Here is a 14822-nt window from a genome sequence, read left to right as displayed (position 1 = left end):
CGCCGAGGCTTTACTCTTAATTACCGCTGGAGTTCAACGCTTCAGTCAGAGCGGCTTCTACTTCGCTCGCGCTGACACGCAACGGTTTGTCGATATCACGGCGACGTTTACGCTCGCTGTGGTACGCCAGACCGGTACCGGCCGGGATCAGACGACCCACGACCACGTTTTCCTTCAGGCCGCGCAGGTAGTCACGCTTGCCAGTCACAGCTGCTTCGGTCAGTACGCGGGTTGTCTCCTGGAAGGAGGCCGCGGAGATGAACGACTCAGTGGACAGGGAAGCCTTGGTGATACCCAGCAATACACGAGTGAACTTGGAGACGAACTTGTCTTCCGTGCTCAGACGCTCGTTCTCTACCAGAACGTGAGTCAGCTCCATCTGGTCGCCCTTGATGAAACTCGAATCGCCAGACTCGGCAATCTCAACCTTGCGCAGCATCTGACGCAGGATGGTCTCGATGTGCTTGTCGTTGATCTTCACGCCTTGCAGACGATAAACGTCCTGGATCTCGTTGACGATGTACTTGGCGAGAGCGCTGACACCCAACAGACGCAGGATGTCGTGCGGATCGCTAGGACCGTCGGAAATAACTTCACCACGGTTTACCTGCTCACCCTCGAAGACGTTCAGGTGACGCCATTTCGGGATCAGCTCTTCGTACGGATCGCTACCGTCGTTCGGGGTAATGACCAGGCGACGCTTGCCCTTGGTCTCTTTACCGAACGCGATGGTGCCGCTGACTTCAGCAAGAATCGACGCCTCTTTCGGACGACGAGCCTCGAACAGGTCGGCAACACGCGGCAGACCACCGGTGATGTCACGGGTTTTCGAGGTTTCTTGCGGGATACGAGCGATAACATCACCGATCGCGATCTGCGCACCGTCCGCAACACCGACCAGGGCGTTGGCTGGCAGGAAGTACTGGGCCGGTACGTCGGTACCAGGCAACAGCAGATCCTTGCCATCCAGGCCAACCATCTTCACGGCAGGACGGATGTCCTTACCGGCAGCTGGACGGTCTTTGGCGTCGAGAACTTCAATGTTGGTCATACCGGTCAATTCGTCTGTCTGACGCTTGATCGTGATGCCTTCTTCCATGCCCACGTAGGTCACGGTACCTTTCATCTCGGTGACGATTGGGTGGGTGTGCGGATCCCACTTGGCCACGATCGAACCAGCGTCGACCTTGTCGCCTTCCTTCACCGAAATCACTGCACCGTAAGGCAGCTTGTAACGCTCACGCTCACGACCGAAGTCATCAGCGATAGCCAGCTCGCCCGAACGCGATACGGCAACCAGATGGCCGTCGACACGCTCAACGTGCTTGAGGTTGTGCAGGCGAACAGTACCGCCGTTCTTCACCTGGACGCTGTCGGCAGCCGAGGTCCGGCTTGCAGCACCACCGATGTGGAACGTACGCATGGTCAGCTGGGTACCCGGCTCACCGATCGACTGGGCAGCGATAACGCCGACAGCTTCACCGATGTTCACCTGGTGACCACGAGCCAGATCACGACCGTAGCACTTGGCGCAGATGCCGTAGCGGGTTTCGCAGCTGATTGGCGAACGAACGATTACTTCGTCGATGCTGTTCAGCTCGATGAACTCGACCCACTTCTCGTCTACCAGAGTGCCAGCAGGCACGATGACGTCTTCGGTGCCTGGCTTGAATACGTCACGGGCAATGACTCGACCCAGAACGCGCTCACCCAGTGGCTCTACAACGTCACCGCCTTCAATGTGCGGAGTCATCAGCAGGCCATGTTCGGTACCGCAATCAACTTCGGTAACGACCAGATCCTGGGCAACATCCACCAGACGACGGGTCAGGTAACCGGAGTTCGCGGTTTTCAACGCGGTATCCGCCAGACCTTTACGAGCACCGTGAGTCGAGATGAAGTACTGAAGTACGCTCAAGCCTTCACGGAAGTTCGCAGTAATCGGCGTCTCGATGATCGAGCCGTCCGGCTTGGCCATCAGACCACGCATACCGGCCAACTGACGGATCTGAGCAGCAGAGCCCCGGGCGCCGGAGTCAGCCATCATGTACATCGAGTTGAACGATTCCTGGTCAACAGTCTCACCGTGGCGATCGACAACCTTCTCTTTCGAGAGGTTCGACATCATCGCCTTGGAGACTTCATCGTTGGCCTTGGACCAGAGGTCGATCACCTTGTTGTACTTCTCGCCCTGAGTAACCAGACCCGAGGCGTACTGACTTTCGATCTCTTTAACTTCTTCGGTAGCCGCGTCGATGATGCGAGCTTTCTCGTCCGGGATAACGAAGTCGTTAACACCGATCGAAACACCCGAAATGGTCGAATAGGCAAAACCGGTGTACATCAACTGGTCAGCAAAGATAACGGTCTCTTTCAGACCAACCACGCGATAGCACTGGTTGATGAGCTTGGAGATCGCCTTCTTCTTCATCGGCTGGTTGACGACGTCGTAGGACAGGCCGGCCGGAACCACCTGGAACAGCAACGCACGGCCGACGGTAGTGTCGACAATACGGGTGTTCTTGACGCTGCCGCCATCACGATCGTTGACCGTTTCATGGATACGGACTTTGACCTTGGCGTGCAGAGCAGCTTCGCCGGCGCGGAATACGCGGTCGACTTCCTGCAGGTCCGCAAACACACGACCTTCGCCCTTGGCGTTGATCGCTTCACGGGTCATGTAGTACAGACCCAGTACAACGTCCTGCGAAGGAACGATGATTGGCTCACCGTTCGCTGGCGAAAGGATGTTGTTGGTAGACATCATCAGCGCACGCGCTTCGAGCTGGGCTTCCAGCGTCAGCGGTACGTGAACAGCCATCTGGTCACCGTCGAAGTCGGCGTTGTACGCAGCACAGACCAGAGGGTGAAGCTGGATCGCCTTGCCTTCAATCAGGACCGGCTCGAACGCCTGGATACCCAGACGGTGAAGAGTCGGTGCACGGTTGAGGAGTACCGGGTGTTCGCGAATCACTTCAGCGAGAACGTCCCAGACTTCTGGCAGCTCGCGCTCGACCATCTTCTTGGCAGCTTTGATGGTCGTGGCCAGGCCACGCATTTCCAGCTTGCCGAAAATGAACGGCTTGAACAGCTCGAGAGCCATCTTTTTCGGCAGACCGCACTGGTGCAGACGCAGGGTCGGACCAACGGTAATTACCGAACGACCGGAGTAGTCAACACGCTTACCGAGCAAGTTCTGACGGAAACGACCTTGTTTACCCTTGATCATGTCGGCCAGGGATTTCAGAGGACGCTTGTTGGAACCGGTAATAGCGCGACCACGGCGACCGTTGTCGAGCAGCGCATCGACAGCTTCCTGCAACATACGCTTTTCGTTGCGCACGATGATGTCCGGAGCGGACAGATCGAGCAGACGCTTCAAGCGGTTGTTACGGTTGATCACTCGACGATACAGATCGTTGAGGTCGGAAGTCGCGAAACGGCCACCATCCAGCGGAACCAATGGACGCAGATCTGGCGGCAGAACCGGCAGAACGGTCAGAACCATCCACTCAGGCAGGTTGCCCGAACCCTGGAAGGCTTCCATCAGTTTCAGACGCTTGGACAGCTTCTTGATTTTGGTTTCGGAGTTGGTTTGCGGAATCTCTTCACGCAGACGGCCAATCTCGTGCTCCAGATCGATAGCGTGCAGCAGTTCGCGGACGGCTTCGGCACCCATGCGGGCATCGAAATCATCACCGAACTCTTCCAGCGCTTCGAAATACTGCTCGTCATTCAGCAGCTGACCTTTTTCAAGGGTGGTCATGCCTGGATCGATAACGACATAGCTCTCGAAGTAGAGAACGCGCTCGATATCACGCAGGGTCATGTCCATCAGCAGGCCGATACGGGACGGCAGGGACTTCAGGAACCAGATGTGGGCAACCGGCGAAGCCAGTTCGATGTGCGCCATGCGCTCACGACGAACCTTGGCCAGTGCGACTTCAACACCGCACTTCTCGCAGATGACACCACGATGCTTCAGGCGCTTGTACTTACCGCACAGGCACTCGTAATCCTTGACCGGGCCAAAGATCTTGGCGCAGAACAGGCCATCACGCTCAGGCTTGAACGTACGGTAGTTGATGGTTTCCGGCTTTTTAACTTCACCGAACGACCACGAACGGATCATCTCAGGCGACGCCAACCCGATACGGATCGCGTCGAATTCTTCGACTTGACCCTGGTTTTTCAGCAAATTCAGTAGGTCTTTCAAGGCCTTTCCTCCTGGCGGAGCAGGGAGCAGGCAATACCGCCCTGCCCCCGATCGCGTCACGTGTTATTCGGTTTCCAGATCGATATCGATACCGAGCGAACGGATTTCTTTGATCAACACGTTGAAGGACTCGGGCATGCCCGGCTCCATACGGTGATCGCCGTCCACGATGTTCTTGTACATCTTGGTCCGACCGTTCACATCGTCCGACTTCACTGTGAGCATTTCTTGCAGAGTGTACGCCGCGCCGTATGCTTCCAGCGCCCAGACTTCCATCTCCCCGAAACGCTGACCACCGAACTGCGCCTTACCACCCAGCGGCTGCTGGGTAACCAGGCTGTAAGAACCAGTGGAACGCGCGTGCATCTTGTCGTCCACCAAGTGGTTCAGCTTCAGCATGTACATGTAGCCAACTGTTACAGCACGCTCGAACTTGTTGCCGGTACGGCCGTCGAACAGTTGCATCTGGCCGCTTTCCGGCATATCTGCCAGTTTGAGCATTGCCTTGATTTCACTTTCCTTGGCACCGTCGAACACCGGAGTTGCCATAGGCACGCCGTTACGAAGGTTCTTCGCGAGATCCTGTACTTCCTTGTCGGACAGGTCATCCAGGCTTTCCTGGCGGCCACCGATTTCGTTGTAGATCTCGTTGAGGAACTTACGCAGTTCAGCAACCTTGCGCTGCTCTTCGAGCATGCGGTTGATTTTCTCGCCCAGACCTTTGGCCGCGAGGCCCAGGTGAGTTTCGAGAATCTGACCAACGTTCATACGCGAAGGTACGCCCAACGGGTTGAGGACGATATCCACCGGCGTGCCGTTGGCATCGTGCGGCATGTCTTCAACCGGCATGATCACGGAGACCACACCCTTGTTACCGTGACGACCGGCCATCTTGTCGCCCGGCTGGATGCGACGACGGATTGCCAGGTAGACCTTGACGATTTTCAGAACGCCTGGAGCCAGGTCATCGCCTTGCTGCAGCTTGCGTTTCTTGTCTTCAAACTTGTCATCGAGCAGGCGACGACGATCAACGATGTAAGCCTGAGCCTTTTCAAGCTGCTCGTTCAGAGCATCTTCAGCCATACGCAGTTTGAACCACTGCCCATGCTCAAGACCATCCAGGACTTCATCAGTGATTTCCTGACCTTTTTTCAGGCCAGCGCCACCTTCAACTACACGACCAACCAGCGCAGCACGCAGACGCTCGAAAGTAGCGCCTTCGACAATACGGAACTCTTCGTTCAGATCCTTGCGGATCTCGTCGAGTTGCGACTTCTCGATGGACAGCGCGCGAGCATCACGCTCTACACCATCACGGGTGAAGACCTGAACGTCGATGACAGTACCTTTGGTACCGGTCGGCACACGCAGGGAAGTGTCTTTAACGTCGCTGGCTTTCTCACCGAAGATGGCGCGCAGCAGTTTTTCTTCCGGGGTCAGCTGGGTCTCGCCTTTCGGAGTGACCTTGCCGACCAGGATGTCGCCAGCGCCGACTTCGGCACCTACGTAAACGATACCGGCTTCGTCCAGCTTGTTCAGCGCAGCTTCACCCACGTTCGGGATGTCTGCAGTGATTTCCTCTGGGCCAAGCTTGGTGTCACGCGCCACACAGGTCAGTTCCTGAATGTGGATCGTGGTGAAACGGTCTTCCTGAACAACGCGCTCCGACAGACAGATGGAGTCTTCGAAGTTGAAACCGTTCCAGGCCATGAACGCGATACGCATGTTCTGACCCAGAGCCAGCTCACCCATGTCGGTGGACGGGCCATCAGCCATGATGTCGCTGCGCTGAACGCGATCACCCTTGCTCACCAGCGGACGCTGGTTGATGCAGGTGTTCTGGTTGGAGCGGGTGTACTTGGTCAGGTTGTAGATATCTACACCCGCCTCGCCCGTTTCAACTTCGTCATCGGCAACACGAACAACGATACGGCTTGCATCAACCGAGTCGATCACACCACCACGACGAGCAACGACACAAACGCCGGAGTCACGGGCAACGTTACGCTCCATGCCGGTACCGACCAACGGCTTGTCGGCACGCAGGGTTGGTACAGCCTGACGCTGCATGTTCGAGCCCATCAACGCACGGTTGGCGTCGTCGTGCTCAAGGAACGGAATCAGGGACGCTGCGACCGAAACTACCTGCTTGGGCGAAACGTCCATCAGGGTTACGTCGGCAGGCGCCTTGACGGTAAATTCGTTCAGGTGACGAACAGCTACCAGCTCGTCGATCAGTTCCTGCTTGTCGTTCATTGCGGCCGAAGCCTGTGCAATGACGTGGTCCGCTTCTTCGATTGCCGAAAGGAAAACGATTTCGTCGGTTACCAGACCTTCCTTCACAACGCGGTACGGGCTCTCGAGGAAACCATACTGGTTGGTGCGGGCATAGGCCGCCAGGGAGTTGATCAGACCGATGTTCGGACCTTCCGGTGTTTCAATCGGGCATACACGACCGTAGTGAGTCGGGTGTACGTCACGAACTTCAAAGCCGGCGCGCTCACGAGTCAGACCACCAGGGCCGAGTGCAGAAACACGACGCTTGTGAGTAATCTCGGAAAGCGGGTTGTTCTGGTCCATGAACTGGGAAAGCTGGCTGGAACCGAAGAACTCCTTGACTGCCGCTGCGACAGGCTTGGCGTTGATCAGGTCCTGAGGCATCAGGCCTTCGCTTTCTGCCATGGACAGACGCTCTTTGACCGCACGCTCTACGCGGACCAGACCGACCCGGAACTGGTTCTCGGCCATTTCGCCAACGCAACGAACACGACGGTTACCGAGGTGGTCGATGTCATCGACAATGCCTTTACCGTTACGGATATCGACGAGAGTCTTGAGAACAGCAACGATATCTTCCTTGCACAGAACGCCCGAACCTTCGATCTCGGTGCGACCGATACGACGGTTGAACTTCATGCGACCTACAGCAGACAGGTCGTAGCGCTCTGGACTGAAGAACAGGTTGTTGAACAGTGTCTCGGCGGCATCCTTGGTTGGCGGCTCGCCAGGACGCATCATGCGATAGATTTCTACCAGGGCTTCCAGTTGGTTGCCGGTGGAATCGATCTTCAATGTGTCGGAGATGAACGGACCGCAATCGATGTCGTTGGTGTACAACGTTTCGATGCGGACAACCTGAGCCTTGGCGATTTTTGCCAGGATTTCAGTGTTCAGCTCGGTGTTGCACTCAGCGATGATTTCGCCAGTCGCCGGGTGCACGATGACCTTGGCGGTAGTGCGGCCCAGGACGTAGTCCAGCGGCACTTCCAGCTCTTTGATACCGGCTTTTTCCAGCTGGTTGATGTGACGAGCGGTAATACGGCGACCTTGCTCGACAATAACCTTGCCGTTGGCGTCCAGGATATCGAGGACGGCAATCTCACCACGCAGGCGCTGAGGTACCAGCTCCAGGCTCAGGTTTTCGCCGCGAACGTGGAAAACGTTGGTGGTGTAGAACGCATCAAGCACTTGCTCGGTTGTATAACCAAGGGCGCGCAGCAGTACGGAAGCAGGCAGCTTGCGACGACGGTCGATACGGACGAATACGCAGTCTTTCGGATCGAACTCGAAGTCCAGCCACGAACCGCGGTAAGGAATGATGCGAGCGGAGTACAGCAGCTTGCCGGAGCTATGCGTCTTGCCACGGTCGTGGTCGAAGAATACGCCTGGCGAACGGTGAAGCTGGGACACAATAACGCGCTCGGTACCGTTGATTACGAAGGTACCGTTTTCAGTCATCAGGGGGATTTCACCCATGTAGACTTCTTGCTCTTTGATGTCCTTGATCGCTTTGTTCGACGATTCTTTGTCGAAAATGATCAGACGGACCTTGACTCGCAGAGGTACAGCGTAAGTCACACCGCGCAGCACGCACTCTTTGACATCAAATGCCGGTTCGCCCAAGCGATAACCTACATACTCCAGCGCAGCATTGCCGGAGTAGCTGATGATCGGGAAAACGGATTTGAAGGCTGCATGCAGACCGACGTCGCGGAACTGATCTTTGGTCGCTCCCGCCTGCAGGAATTCGCGATACGAATCCAGCTGGATGGCCAGTAGATACGGCACATCCATTACGTCCGGCAACTTGCTAAAGTCCTTGCGGATACGTTTTTTCTCAGTATATGAGTAAGCCATCAGCGTTCCCCAGCTTGGTCACCTGCTTGTTTGGCTCCCTCCGACGGAAGCAGCCAGAAAATCGTGCAAACCCCTTGGTTTGCGCCACCATCTTGGTGGTACTTGCACGTTAGGGACGCTGGCAAAGCCAATCGTCCGTAACGGAAAAAGGCCGGTGGCAAAAGCCACCAGCCATCAGCCTTTCGCTTAACGCGTGGGCTGGACGTTCAAAATCGATGCTTATTTCAGCTCGACTTTGGCGCCTGCTTCTTCCAGAGCAGCTTTGGCTTTTTCAGCAGCGTCTTTAGCTACTGCTTCCAGAACCATTGCTGGAGCGCCGTCAACGACTGCCTTGGCTTCTTTCAGGCCCAGACCGGTCAGTTCACGAACTGCTTTAATAACGTTAACTTTCTTCTCGCCAGCTTCGGTCAGCATGACGTTGAATTCGGTTTGCTCTTCAACAACAGCAGCAGCAACAGCTGGACCAGCCGAAGCAGCAGCGGCAGTTACGCCGAATTTTTCTTCGAAAGCTTTGATCAGCTCAACGACTTGCAGAACGGACATCTCGGCTACTGCGTTGAGGATATCGTCTTGAGAGATAGACATGAATCTAATTCCTGAATTGGGGGACGGCCTACGCGACCATCGAAATAAACAAAAATACGCGAGAAAAAGTGCTCAGCCTTAGGCTGCGGCAGCTTCTTTCTGGTCGCGAACAGCCGCCAGAGTACGAGCCAATTTGCTGGTAGCGCCTTGAATCACGCTCATCAGCTGGGAAATTGCTTCGTCACGGGTCGGCAAGGTTGCCAGTACGTCGATCTGATTAGCTGCGAGGAACTTGCCCTCGAACGCAGCTGCCTTGATCTCGAACTTGTCCTGACCTTTCGCAAACTCTTTGAACAAACGCGCAGCAGCGCCAGGATGTTCATTGGAGAACGCGATCAAGGTCGGGCCTGTGAACGCATCGTTGAGGACACTGTAATCAGTACCTTCAACAGCGCGCTTGAGCAGGGTGTTACGTACTACACGCACGTATACGCCAGCTTCACGGGCCTCTTTACGGAGTCCGGTCATTGCGCCTACTGTCACGCCACGGGCATCAGCCACGACAGCAGACAGAGCGACTTTGGCAGCCTCGTTGACTTCAGCGACGATGGCCTTCTTGTCTTCGAGTTTAATTGCCACGGGTTTAACTCCTGCTTGTTACCGTTTCATCTGGCCAGGGCCGGATGTCGTTTTGGTGTCTGATTCGGTAAGGAACCGGGAGCACCATCTGCGTAGGCTTGAGGTTTAAGACTTGCGTCGCCTACGGTCTTGGATAGCCCCCGCCAGGCAGGGACCCCAATCTTTAGTAACACAAAACTGTGTTACGTCTGTCTTACGCGTCCAGGGAGCCTTGGTCGATGACCAGGCCTGGGCCCATGGTGGTGCTCAGGGTAACGCGCTTGACATAAATGCCTTTCGAGGAAGCTGGCTTGATGCGCTTGAGATCAGCGATCAGAGCTTCAACGTTTTCCTTCAGCTTGACGGCGTCGAAACCGACCTTGCCAACGGAAGTGTGGATGATGCCGTTTTTGTCGGTGCGATAACGAACCTGACCAGCCTTGGCATTCTTGACGGCGTTAGCAACGTCAGGAGTAACAGTGCCGACTTTAGGGTTAGGCATCAGGCCACGTGGACCCAGAACCTGACCCAGTTGACCTACAACACGCATTGCATCAGGAGAAGCAATAACTACGTCATAGTTCAGGTCGCCAGCTTTCATTTCGGCAGCCAGATCGTCCATGCCGACACGATCAGCACCAGCAGCCAGAGCAGCTTCAGCAGCCGGGCCCTGGGTGAAGACAGCAACACGTACGGTTTTACCGGTACCGTGCGGCAGAACGGTTGCGCTACGAACAACCTGGTCGGACTTACGAGGGTCAACGCCCAGATTAACAGCAACGTCTACAGACTCGCTGAACTTGACGGTAGACAGCTCGGTCAGCAGAGCAGCAGCGTCTACGAAGTTGTAGACCTTGCCAGCTTCCAGCTTGCTAGCGATTGCCTTTTGACGTTTGGTCAACTTAGCCATTACACACCCTCCACGTTAAGGCCCATGCTACGAGCGGAACCGGCGATAGTACGCACGGCCGCTTCCAGGTCAGCAGCTGTCAGATCGGCACTTTTGGCCTTGGCGATATCTTCCAGCTGAGCACGAGTCACGGTGCCAACCTTAACGGTGTTCGGACGAGCCGAGCCGCTGGTCAAACCTGCAGCTTTCTTCAGCAGAACCGAGGCAGGGGTACTTTTTGTTTCAAAAGTGAAGCTACGGTCGCTGTATACAGTGATGATCACTGGAGTCGGCAAGCCTGGCTCAAGACCCTGAGTACGGGCGTTGAATGCTTTACAGAATTCCATGATGTTCACACCGTGCTGACCCAGAGCAGGACCAACTGGCGGGCTAGGGTTAGCCTGAGCGGCTTTCACTTGCAGCTTGATGTATGCGGTTATCTTCTTGGCCATGAGGCACTCCAATTACGGGTTCAAACGCCAATCAAGGCTCCCCGGCTACTTACACGTATATCCCAGTGACGAAAAAACCCCACAGCCTTAGGCTGCGGGGTATGGGATTCCAGCTCAGTTATGCCTTTTCGACCTGACTGAACTCCAGCTCTACCGGAGTAGAACGTCCGAAAATGAGCACAGCCACTTGGATACGGCTCTTTTCGTAGTTAACTTCTTCGACCGTGCCATTAAAATCAGCAAACGGACCGTCGGTGACACGTACAACCTCACCCGGCTCGAATAGTGTTTTTGGCTTCGGCTTATCGCTGCCATCAGCAACACGACGCAGAATTGCTTCTGCTTCTTTGTCGGTGATTGGAGCTGGCTTATCGGCAGTACCGCCAATGAAGCCCATGACGCGAGGAGTGTCCTTGACCAAGTGCCAAGTACCCTCATTCATTTCCATCTGTACAAGCACATATCCAGGGAAGAATTTACGCTCGCTTTTGCGCTTCTGGCCATTACGCATTTCAACCACTTCTTCAGTGGGAACCAGAATTTCGCCGAAGCCATCTTCCATGCCTGCCAGCTTCACACGCTCGATCAAAGAGCGCATGACATGCTTCTCGTAACCCGAGTAAGCATGCACTACGTACCAACGCTTAGCCACGGGACACCCTTAGCCAACTATCAAGGAAACAAGCCAGCCGAGCAGGGAATCGAGCCCCCACAACAGCAACGCCATGACCAACACAACAGCCACAACAATCAGAGTGGTTTGCGTGGTTTCTTGGCGAGTAGGCCATACGACTTTACGGATCTCTGCGCGCGCTTCTTTTGCCAGGACAAAAAAGGCTTTACCCTTGCCGGTTTGAAGACCAACAAATGCAGCAACAGCAGCAAGCGCAAGAAGCGCCAGAACGCGATACAGAATCGGGGCGGACGAGTAATACTGATTACCGACAACACCTACGACAACCAAAGCGACTACCAGGAGCCACTTAAGCGAGTCAAAGCGCGAGTCTGATGCTTCAGCCTTGGGATTCATCTACGGAGATCCTGTGAAAAGAAAGCCAGATTACATCTAGGAAATCTGGCAGGTCAGGAGGGAATCGAACCCCCAACCTACGGTTTTGGAGACCGTCGCTCTGCCAATTGAGCTACTGACCTAAAAGCGAAATCAGGCCGACCATTATGCGGACCTGACAAAAGTTTTTCAACAACTCATTCAGAAGCGACCAGCAGATGCTGCAGGCCACCACCAAATGCTTTAAGCGCAACACTTCAAAAGCGAAGCTACTTAAAACAAAGGCAGATATTTTCATATCTGCCTTTAGCAATGGAGCTCTTGAGCGGATTTGAACCGCTGACCTCACCCTTACCAAGGGTGTGCTCTACCAACTGAGCTACAAGAGCGAAACACTTTGCAAGAACCACAAACATGGAGCGGGTAGCGGGAATCGAACCCGCATCATCAGCTTGGAAGGCTGAGGTTCTACCACTAAACTATACCCGCGCAATTTGCAGATCGCGCTAAATATGGTGGAGGGGGAAGGATTCGAACCTTCGAAGTCGTAGACGTCAGATTTACAGTCTGATCCCTTTGGCCGCTCGGGAACCCCTCCTAAGCGAGGCAGCATTCTCAACTCATGCTACCCTTCTGTCAACCTTTTTCTCATTAAAAACCTGAGGTTACATGCGTTGACTACTACAAGCTTCACTTGCGAGGTTTACACCTCACTGCGAAGCGGGCGCCATTCTATGCAAACTACTCCGCAGTTGCAATGCCCTCACAAGACATTATTTTGTTTTTTAATTGCGGAAAATCCTGAAGCAGCTGATTGACCACGCCATCCCCGACCAGACGTCGACTCTCTGGCGAAATCCTGAGCCAGTAACCACTCACACCAGACGTCTGTAAAACCTGAAACTGCGACTGGATATCCAGGCTATTGAGACGCTGCTCGACAGCTCGCGCATCCTCCTGGCGAGGAAAACCTCCCAGATAGACACAATTGGTTTGCGCCTCACGAGAGGCATGGCCCAGATCGGACTCGCTGAGCAGGCGGATATCCTGCTGGGGAGCGCGATACAGCGACAGAGGCAGCACCTCCTTGGCGCGCAGAGGAGCTTCTTGTTGATGCCAGATGTAGTAGAAGGCATTCAACATCAACAACAAAAGGAATAGCCAACGCATAAAAACCTCAGCGTAACGGACAGGCCAGAGCCAAACCGACGAAAACCAGGTCAGGCACCACTCGAACATCAGTAAGCACACCTTCAACCAGCGCGGCATCACCACCGGTTACGAACACACAAAAATCATCACCCCAGTAGCTCCGGGCAAGATCCAGCTGCGTCAGCGCAAAACCTCGCAACATCAAGGAGCAACCACGCTCGACAGCCTCGGCGGTTGCACGCCCCGGCACAAAACTGACGAGCGCACGCTCGGCTGCCGCATCATCGTATCGAATACGTCGCGTGTGGGTGCGTAGCTGATTGCGCATCAACGGCATACCCGGACAGATGAAGCCACCCAGGTGCTGACCGCTCGCATCGACAAAGTCCGAGGTCACTGCAGTCCCCAGATCGATGACCAGGCAGGCCTTGCGGGCAACATGATAAGCCCCTACGAACGCAAGCCAGCGATCCAGCCCGAGGCGCTCATAGTCATCATAGCCATTCACAACTCCCGCCAACTCTCGCGCAGGAGCGGCACAGACAGGATGGATCGAGAAGCCCTGAACAAGAGCAGACACGAGTTTCTCGGTCTCTTCAGCGCTGCGTACGCTGACCAGTCGACAGGCACTCAGTGCCAGCCCGGGAAGACGCCGCAAATGCTCCAGCAGCGCCTGGTCAGAGTCGACTACGCCACCGGCAAACAGCGCAACGCCACCCACATTGATCACACGCCACTTGATGAAGCTATTTCCGCAGTCGAGTTCAAGCACCATCACGCAACCTCAGGCTAAGCTCACCACCACTAAAGCTTTTCTCGACACCAGCTACATCGAGACGTAATGCACCAAGCACATCGACCCCCAAGACAATCCCCTCAACCACTTCCACACCAGAGAGCAGCGTAACGGCACACCCCTGCCATAAATGCCCTTGCTCCCACTCGGCCTGGAACGCTGCAAACCCCTGCTCCCGATGCCGGGCAAGCAAAGCATCGAGCTTTTGACTGATACGTACAGCCAGGTCGTTACGATCAGAGAGAACACCTGTCTCCAGGCGCAAGGATGTCCAGGACTGATCCACATCGGCAGAAGACTGCATATTTACATTGATTCCCACACCGATCACCACGTGACATACGTCCGCGGGATCACCGATCAACTCAAGAAGAATGCCGGCAATCTTGCGCTTGCCCACCAGGACATCATTAGGCCATTTAAGCCCCGCGCCCTTGACCCCGCAATCACGCAAGACCTGCATGACAGCAAGCCCTACAAGCAAGCTGAGACCTTCAAGCTGGCGCATACCGCCATCAACACGCAGCGCCAGGCTGTAATAGAGGTTTTCACCAAAAGGACTGACCCACTTGCGACCCCGACGGCCTCTTCCGGCCGTCTGCCTCTCTGCCAGGACCAGCATGGGCATAGCCGCAGCCTGACCGATCAGACGCACTGCCTCGGCATTTGTAGAGTCGATAGAGCTCGCAACATGGACCGACCACCCCGAAGGCAGGCCGCTTTGCGATATGGAAGACGACGATAGAAGAGAGATGGGATGTGCGAGCCGGTAACCACGACCACGCACCTTATGTATCTCAACGCTCAGTTCAGCCTCAAGCTGTTGAAGCTGCTTCCAGACGGCGCTTCGGCTAACGCCGAGAACATCACCCAGAACCTGCCCGGAGTGAAACTCGCCATCAGCAAGAAGCCTTAACAAGGTCATCATGTAAATATCGCCTAGCAATGAGGCACGCATAATAGCCACGCACGCATGCAATGCATAGAAACGAACAAGTGTTTTTCGGCCCACAAAGACAAAACCCCCA

11 protein-coding genes and 4 tRNA genes are annotated in these 14822 nt (G+C 55.2%); all 15 read right to left on the bottom strand.

Annotated elements, in window-relative coordinates:
* Positions 1–16: 16 nt before the first annotated feature.
* The 15 genes from rpoC to birA all read right to left on the bottom strand — a co-directional run bounded on the left by rpoC (position 17) and on the right by birA (position 14722).
* Positions 17–4216: a DNA-directed RNA polymerase subunit beta' gene (gene rpoC / locus ALQ04_RS24920; RefSeq protein WP_122318495.1), complete on the bottom strand. Its 4200-nt coding sequence runs from the start codon at positions 4214–4216 to the stop codon at positions 17–19.
* A gap of 63 nt (positions 4217–4279) precedes the next feature.
* On the bottom strand, positions 4280–8353 hold the full coding sequence (gene rpoB, locus ALQ04_RS24915) for a DNA-directed RNA polymerase subunit beta (protein WP_122318494.1): 4074 nt from the start codon (positions 8351–8353) through the stop codon (positions 4280–4282).
* 219 nt (positions 8354–8572) lie between these two features.
* A complete protein-coding gene (gene rplL / locus ALQ04_RS24910) occupies positions 8573–8938 on the bottom strand; it encodes a 50S ribosomal protein L7/L12 (protein WP_025262058.1) in 366 nt (121 codons plus the stop codon).
* 78 nt (positions 8939–9016) lie between these two features.
* Positions 9017–9517 carry a 50S ribosomal protein L10 gene (gene rplJ, locus ALQ04_RS24905; RefSeq protein ID WP_122318493.1) on the bottom strand — a complete coding sequence of 167 codons (501 nt, stop codon included), beginning with the start codon at positions 9515–9517 and terminating at the stop codon, positions 9017–9019.
* Between the two features lie 193 nt (positions 9518–9710).
* On the bottom strand, positions 9711–10406 hold the full coding sequence (rplA, locus tag ALQ04_RS24900) for a 50S ribosomal protein L1 (protein ID WP_122318492.1): 696 nt from the start codon (positions 10404–10406) through the stop codon (positions 9711–9713).
* Positions 10406–10837, bottom strand: a complete 432-nt coding sequence (rplK, locus tag ALQ04_RS24895) for a 50S ribosomal protein L11 (RefSeq protein ID WP_025262061.1) — start codon at positions 10835–10837, stop codon at positions 10406–10408. The genes rplA and rplK overlap by 1 nt, the downstream gene beginning before the upstream one ends.
* Before the next feature lie 118 nt (positions 10838–10955).
* Entirely contained in the window at positions 10956–11489 is a 534-nt protein-coding gene (nusG, locus tag ALQ04_RS24890; RefSeq protein WP_025262062.1) for a transcription termination/antitermination protein NusG, read from the bottom strand.
* A 9-nt stretch (positions 11490–11498) separates the two neighbouring features.
* Positions 11499–11867 carry a preprotein translocase subunit SecE gene (gene secE / locus ALQ04_RS24885; protein WP_122318491.1) on the bottom strand — a complete coding sequence of 123 codons (369 nt, stop codon included), beginning with the start codon at positions 11865–11867 and terminating at the stop codon, positions 11499–11501.
* A gap of 46 nt (positions 11868–11913) precedes the next feature.
* A tRNA-Trp gene (locus ALQ04_RS24880) sits at positions 11914–11989 on the bottom strand.
* A gap of 170 nt (positions 11990–12159) precedes the next feature.
* Positions 12160–12235: transfer RNA gene (locus ALQ04_RS24870), tRNA-Thr, on the bottom strand.
* A gap of 26 nt (positions 12236–12261) precedes the next feature.
* Positions 12262–12335, bottom strand: a tRNA-Gly gene (locus ALQ04_RS24865).
* Between the two features lie 24 nt (positions 12336–12359).
* Positions 12360–12444, bottom strand: a tRNA-Tyr gene (locus tag ALQ04_RS24860).
* Positions 12445–12587: 143 nt separating this feature from the next.
* Positions 12588–13016 carry a hypothetical protein gene (locus ALQ04_RS24855; protein WP_122318489.1) on the bottom strand — a complete coding sequence of 143 codons (429 nt, stop codon included), beginning with the start codon at positions 13014–13016 and terminating at the stop codon, positions 12588–12590.
* Positions 13017–13023: 7 nt separating this feature from the next.
* Positions 13024–13773 carry a pantothenate kinase gene (locus ALQ04_RS24850; protein ID WP_122318488.1) on the bottom strand — a complete coding sequence of 250 codons (750 nt, stop codon included), beginning with the start codon at positions 13771–13773 and terminating at the stop codon, positions 13024–13026.
* Positions 13763–14722, bottom strand: a complete 960-nt coding sequence (gene birA, locus ALQ04_RS24845; protein WP_122318562.1) for a bifunctional biotin--[acetyl-CoA-carboxylase] ligase/biotin operon repressor BirA — start codon at positions 14720–14722, stop codon at positions 13763–13765. The genes ALQ04_RS24850 and birA overlap by 11 nt, the downstream gene beginning before the upstream one ends.
* Positions 14723–14822: the final 100 nt, after the last annotated feature.

The sequence above is a fragment of the Pseudomonas cichorii genome, assembly GCF_003700275.1.
Lineage (GTDB): Bacteria > Pseudomonadota > Gammaproteobacteria > Pseudomonadales > Pseudomonadaceae > Aquipseudomonas > Aquipseudomonas cichorii_B.
Note: the sequence above shows the minus strand (reverse complement) of the source record. Positions and strands in the feature narration are given on the sequence as shown.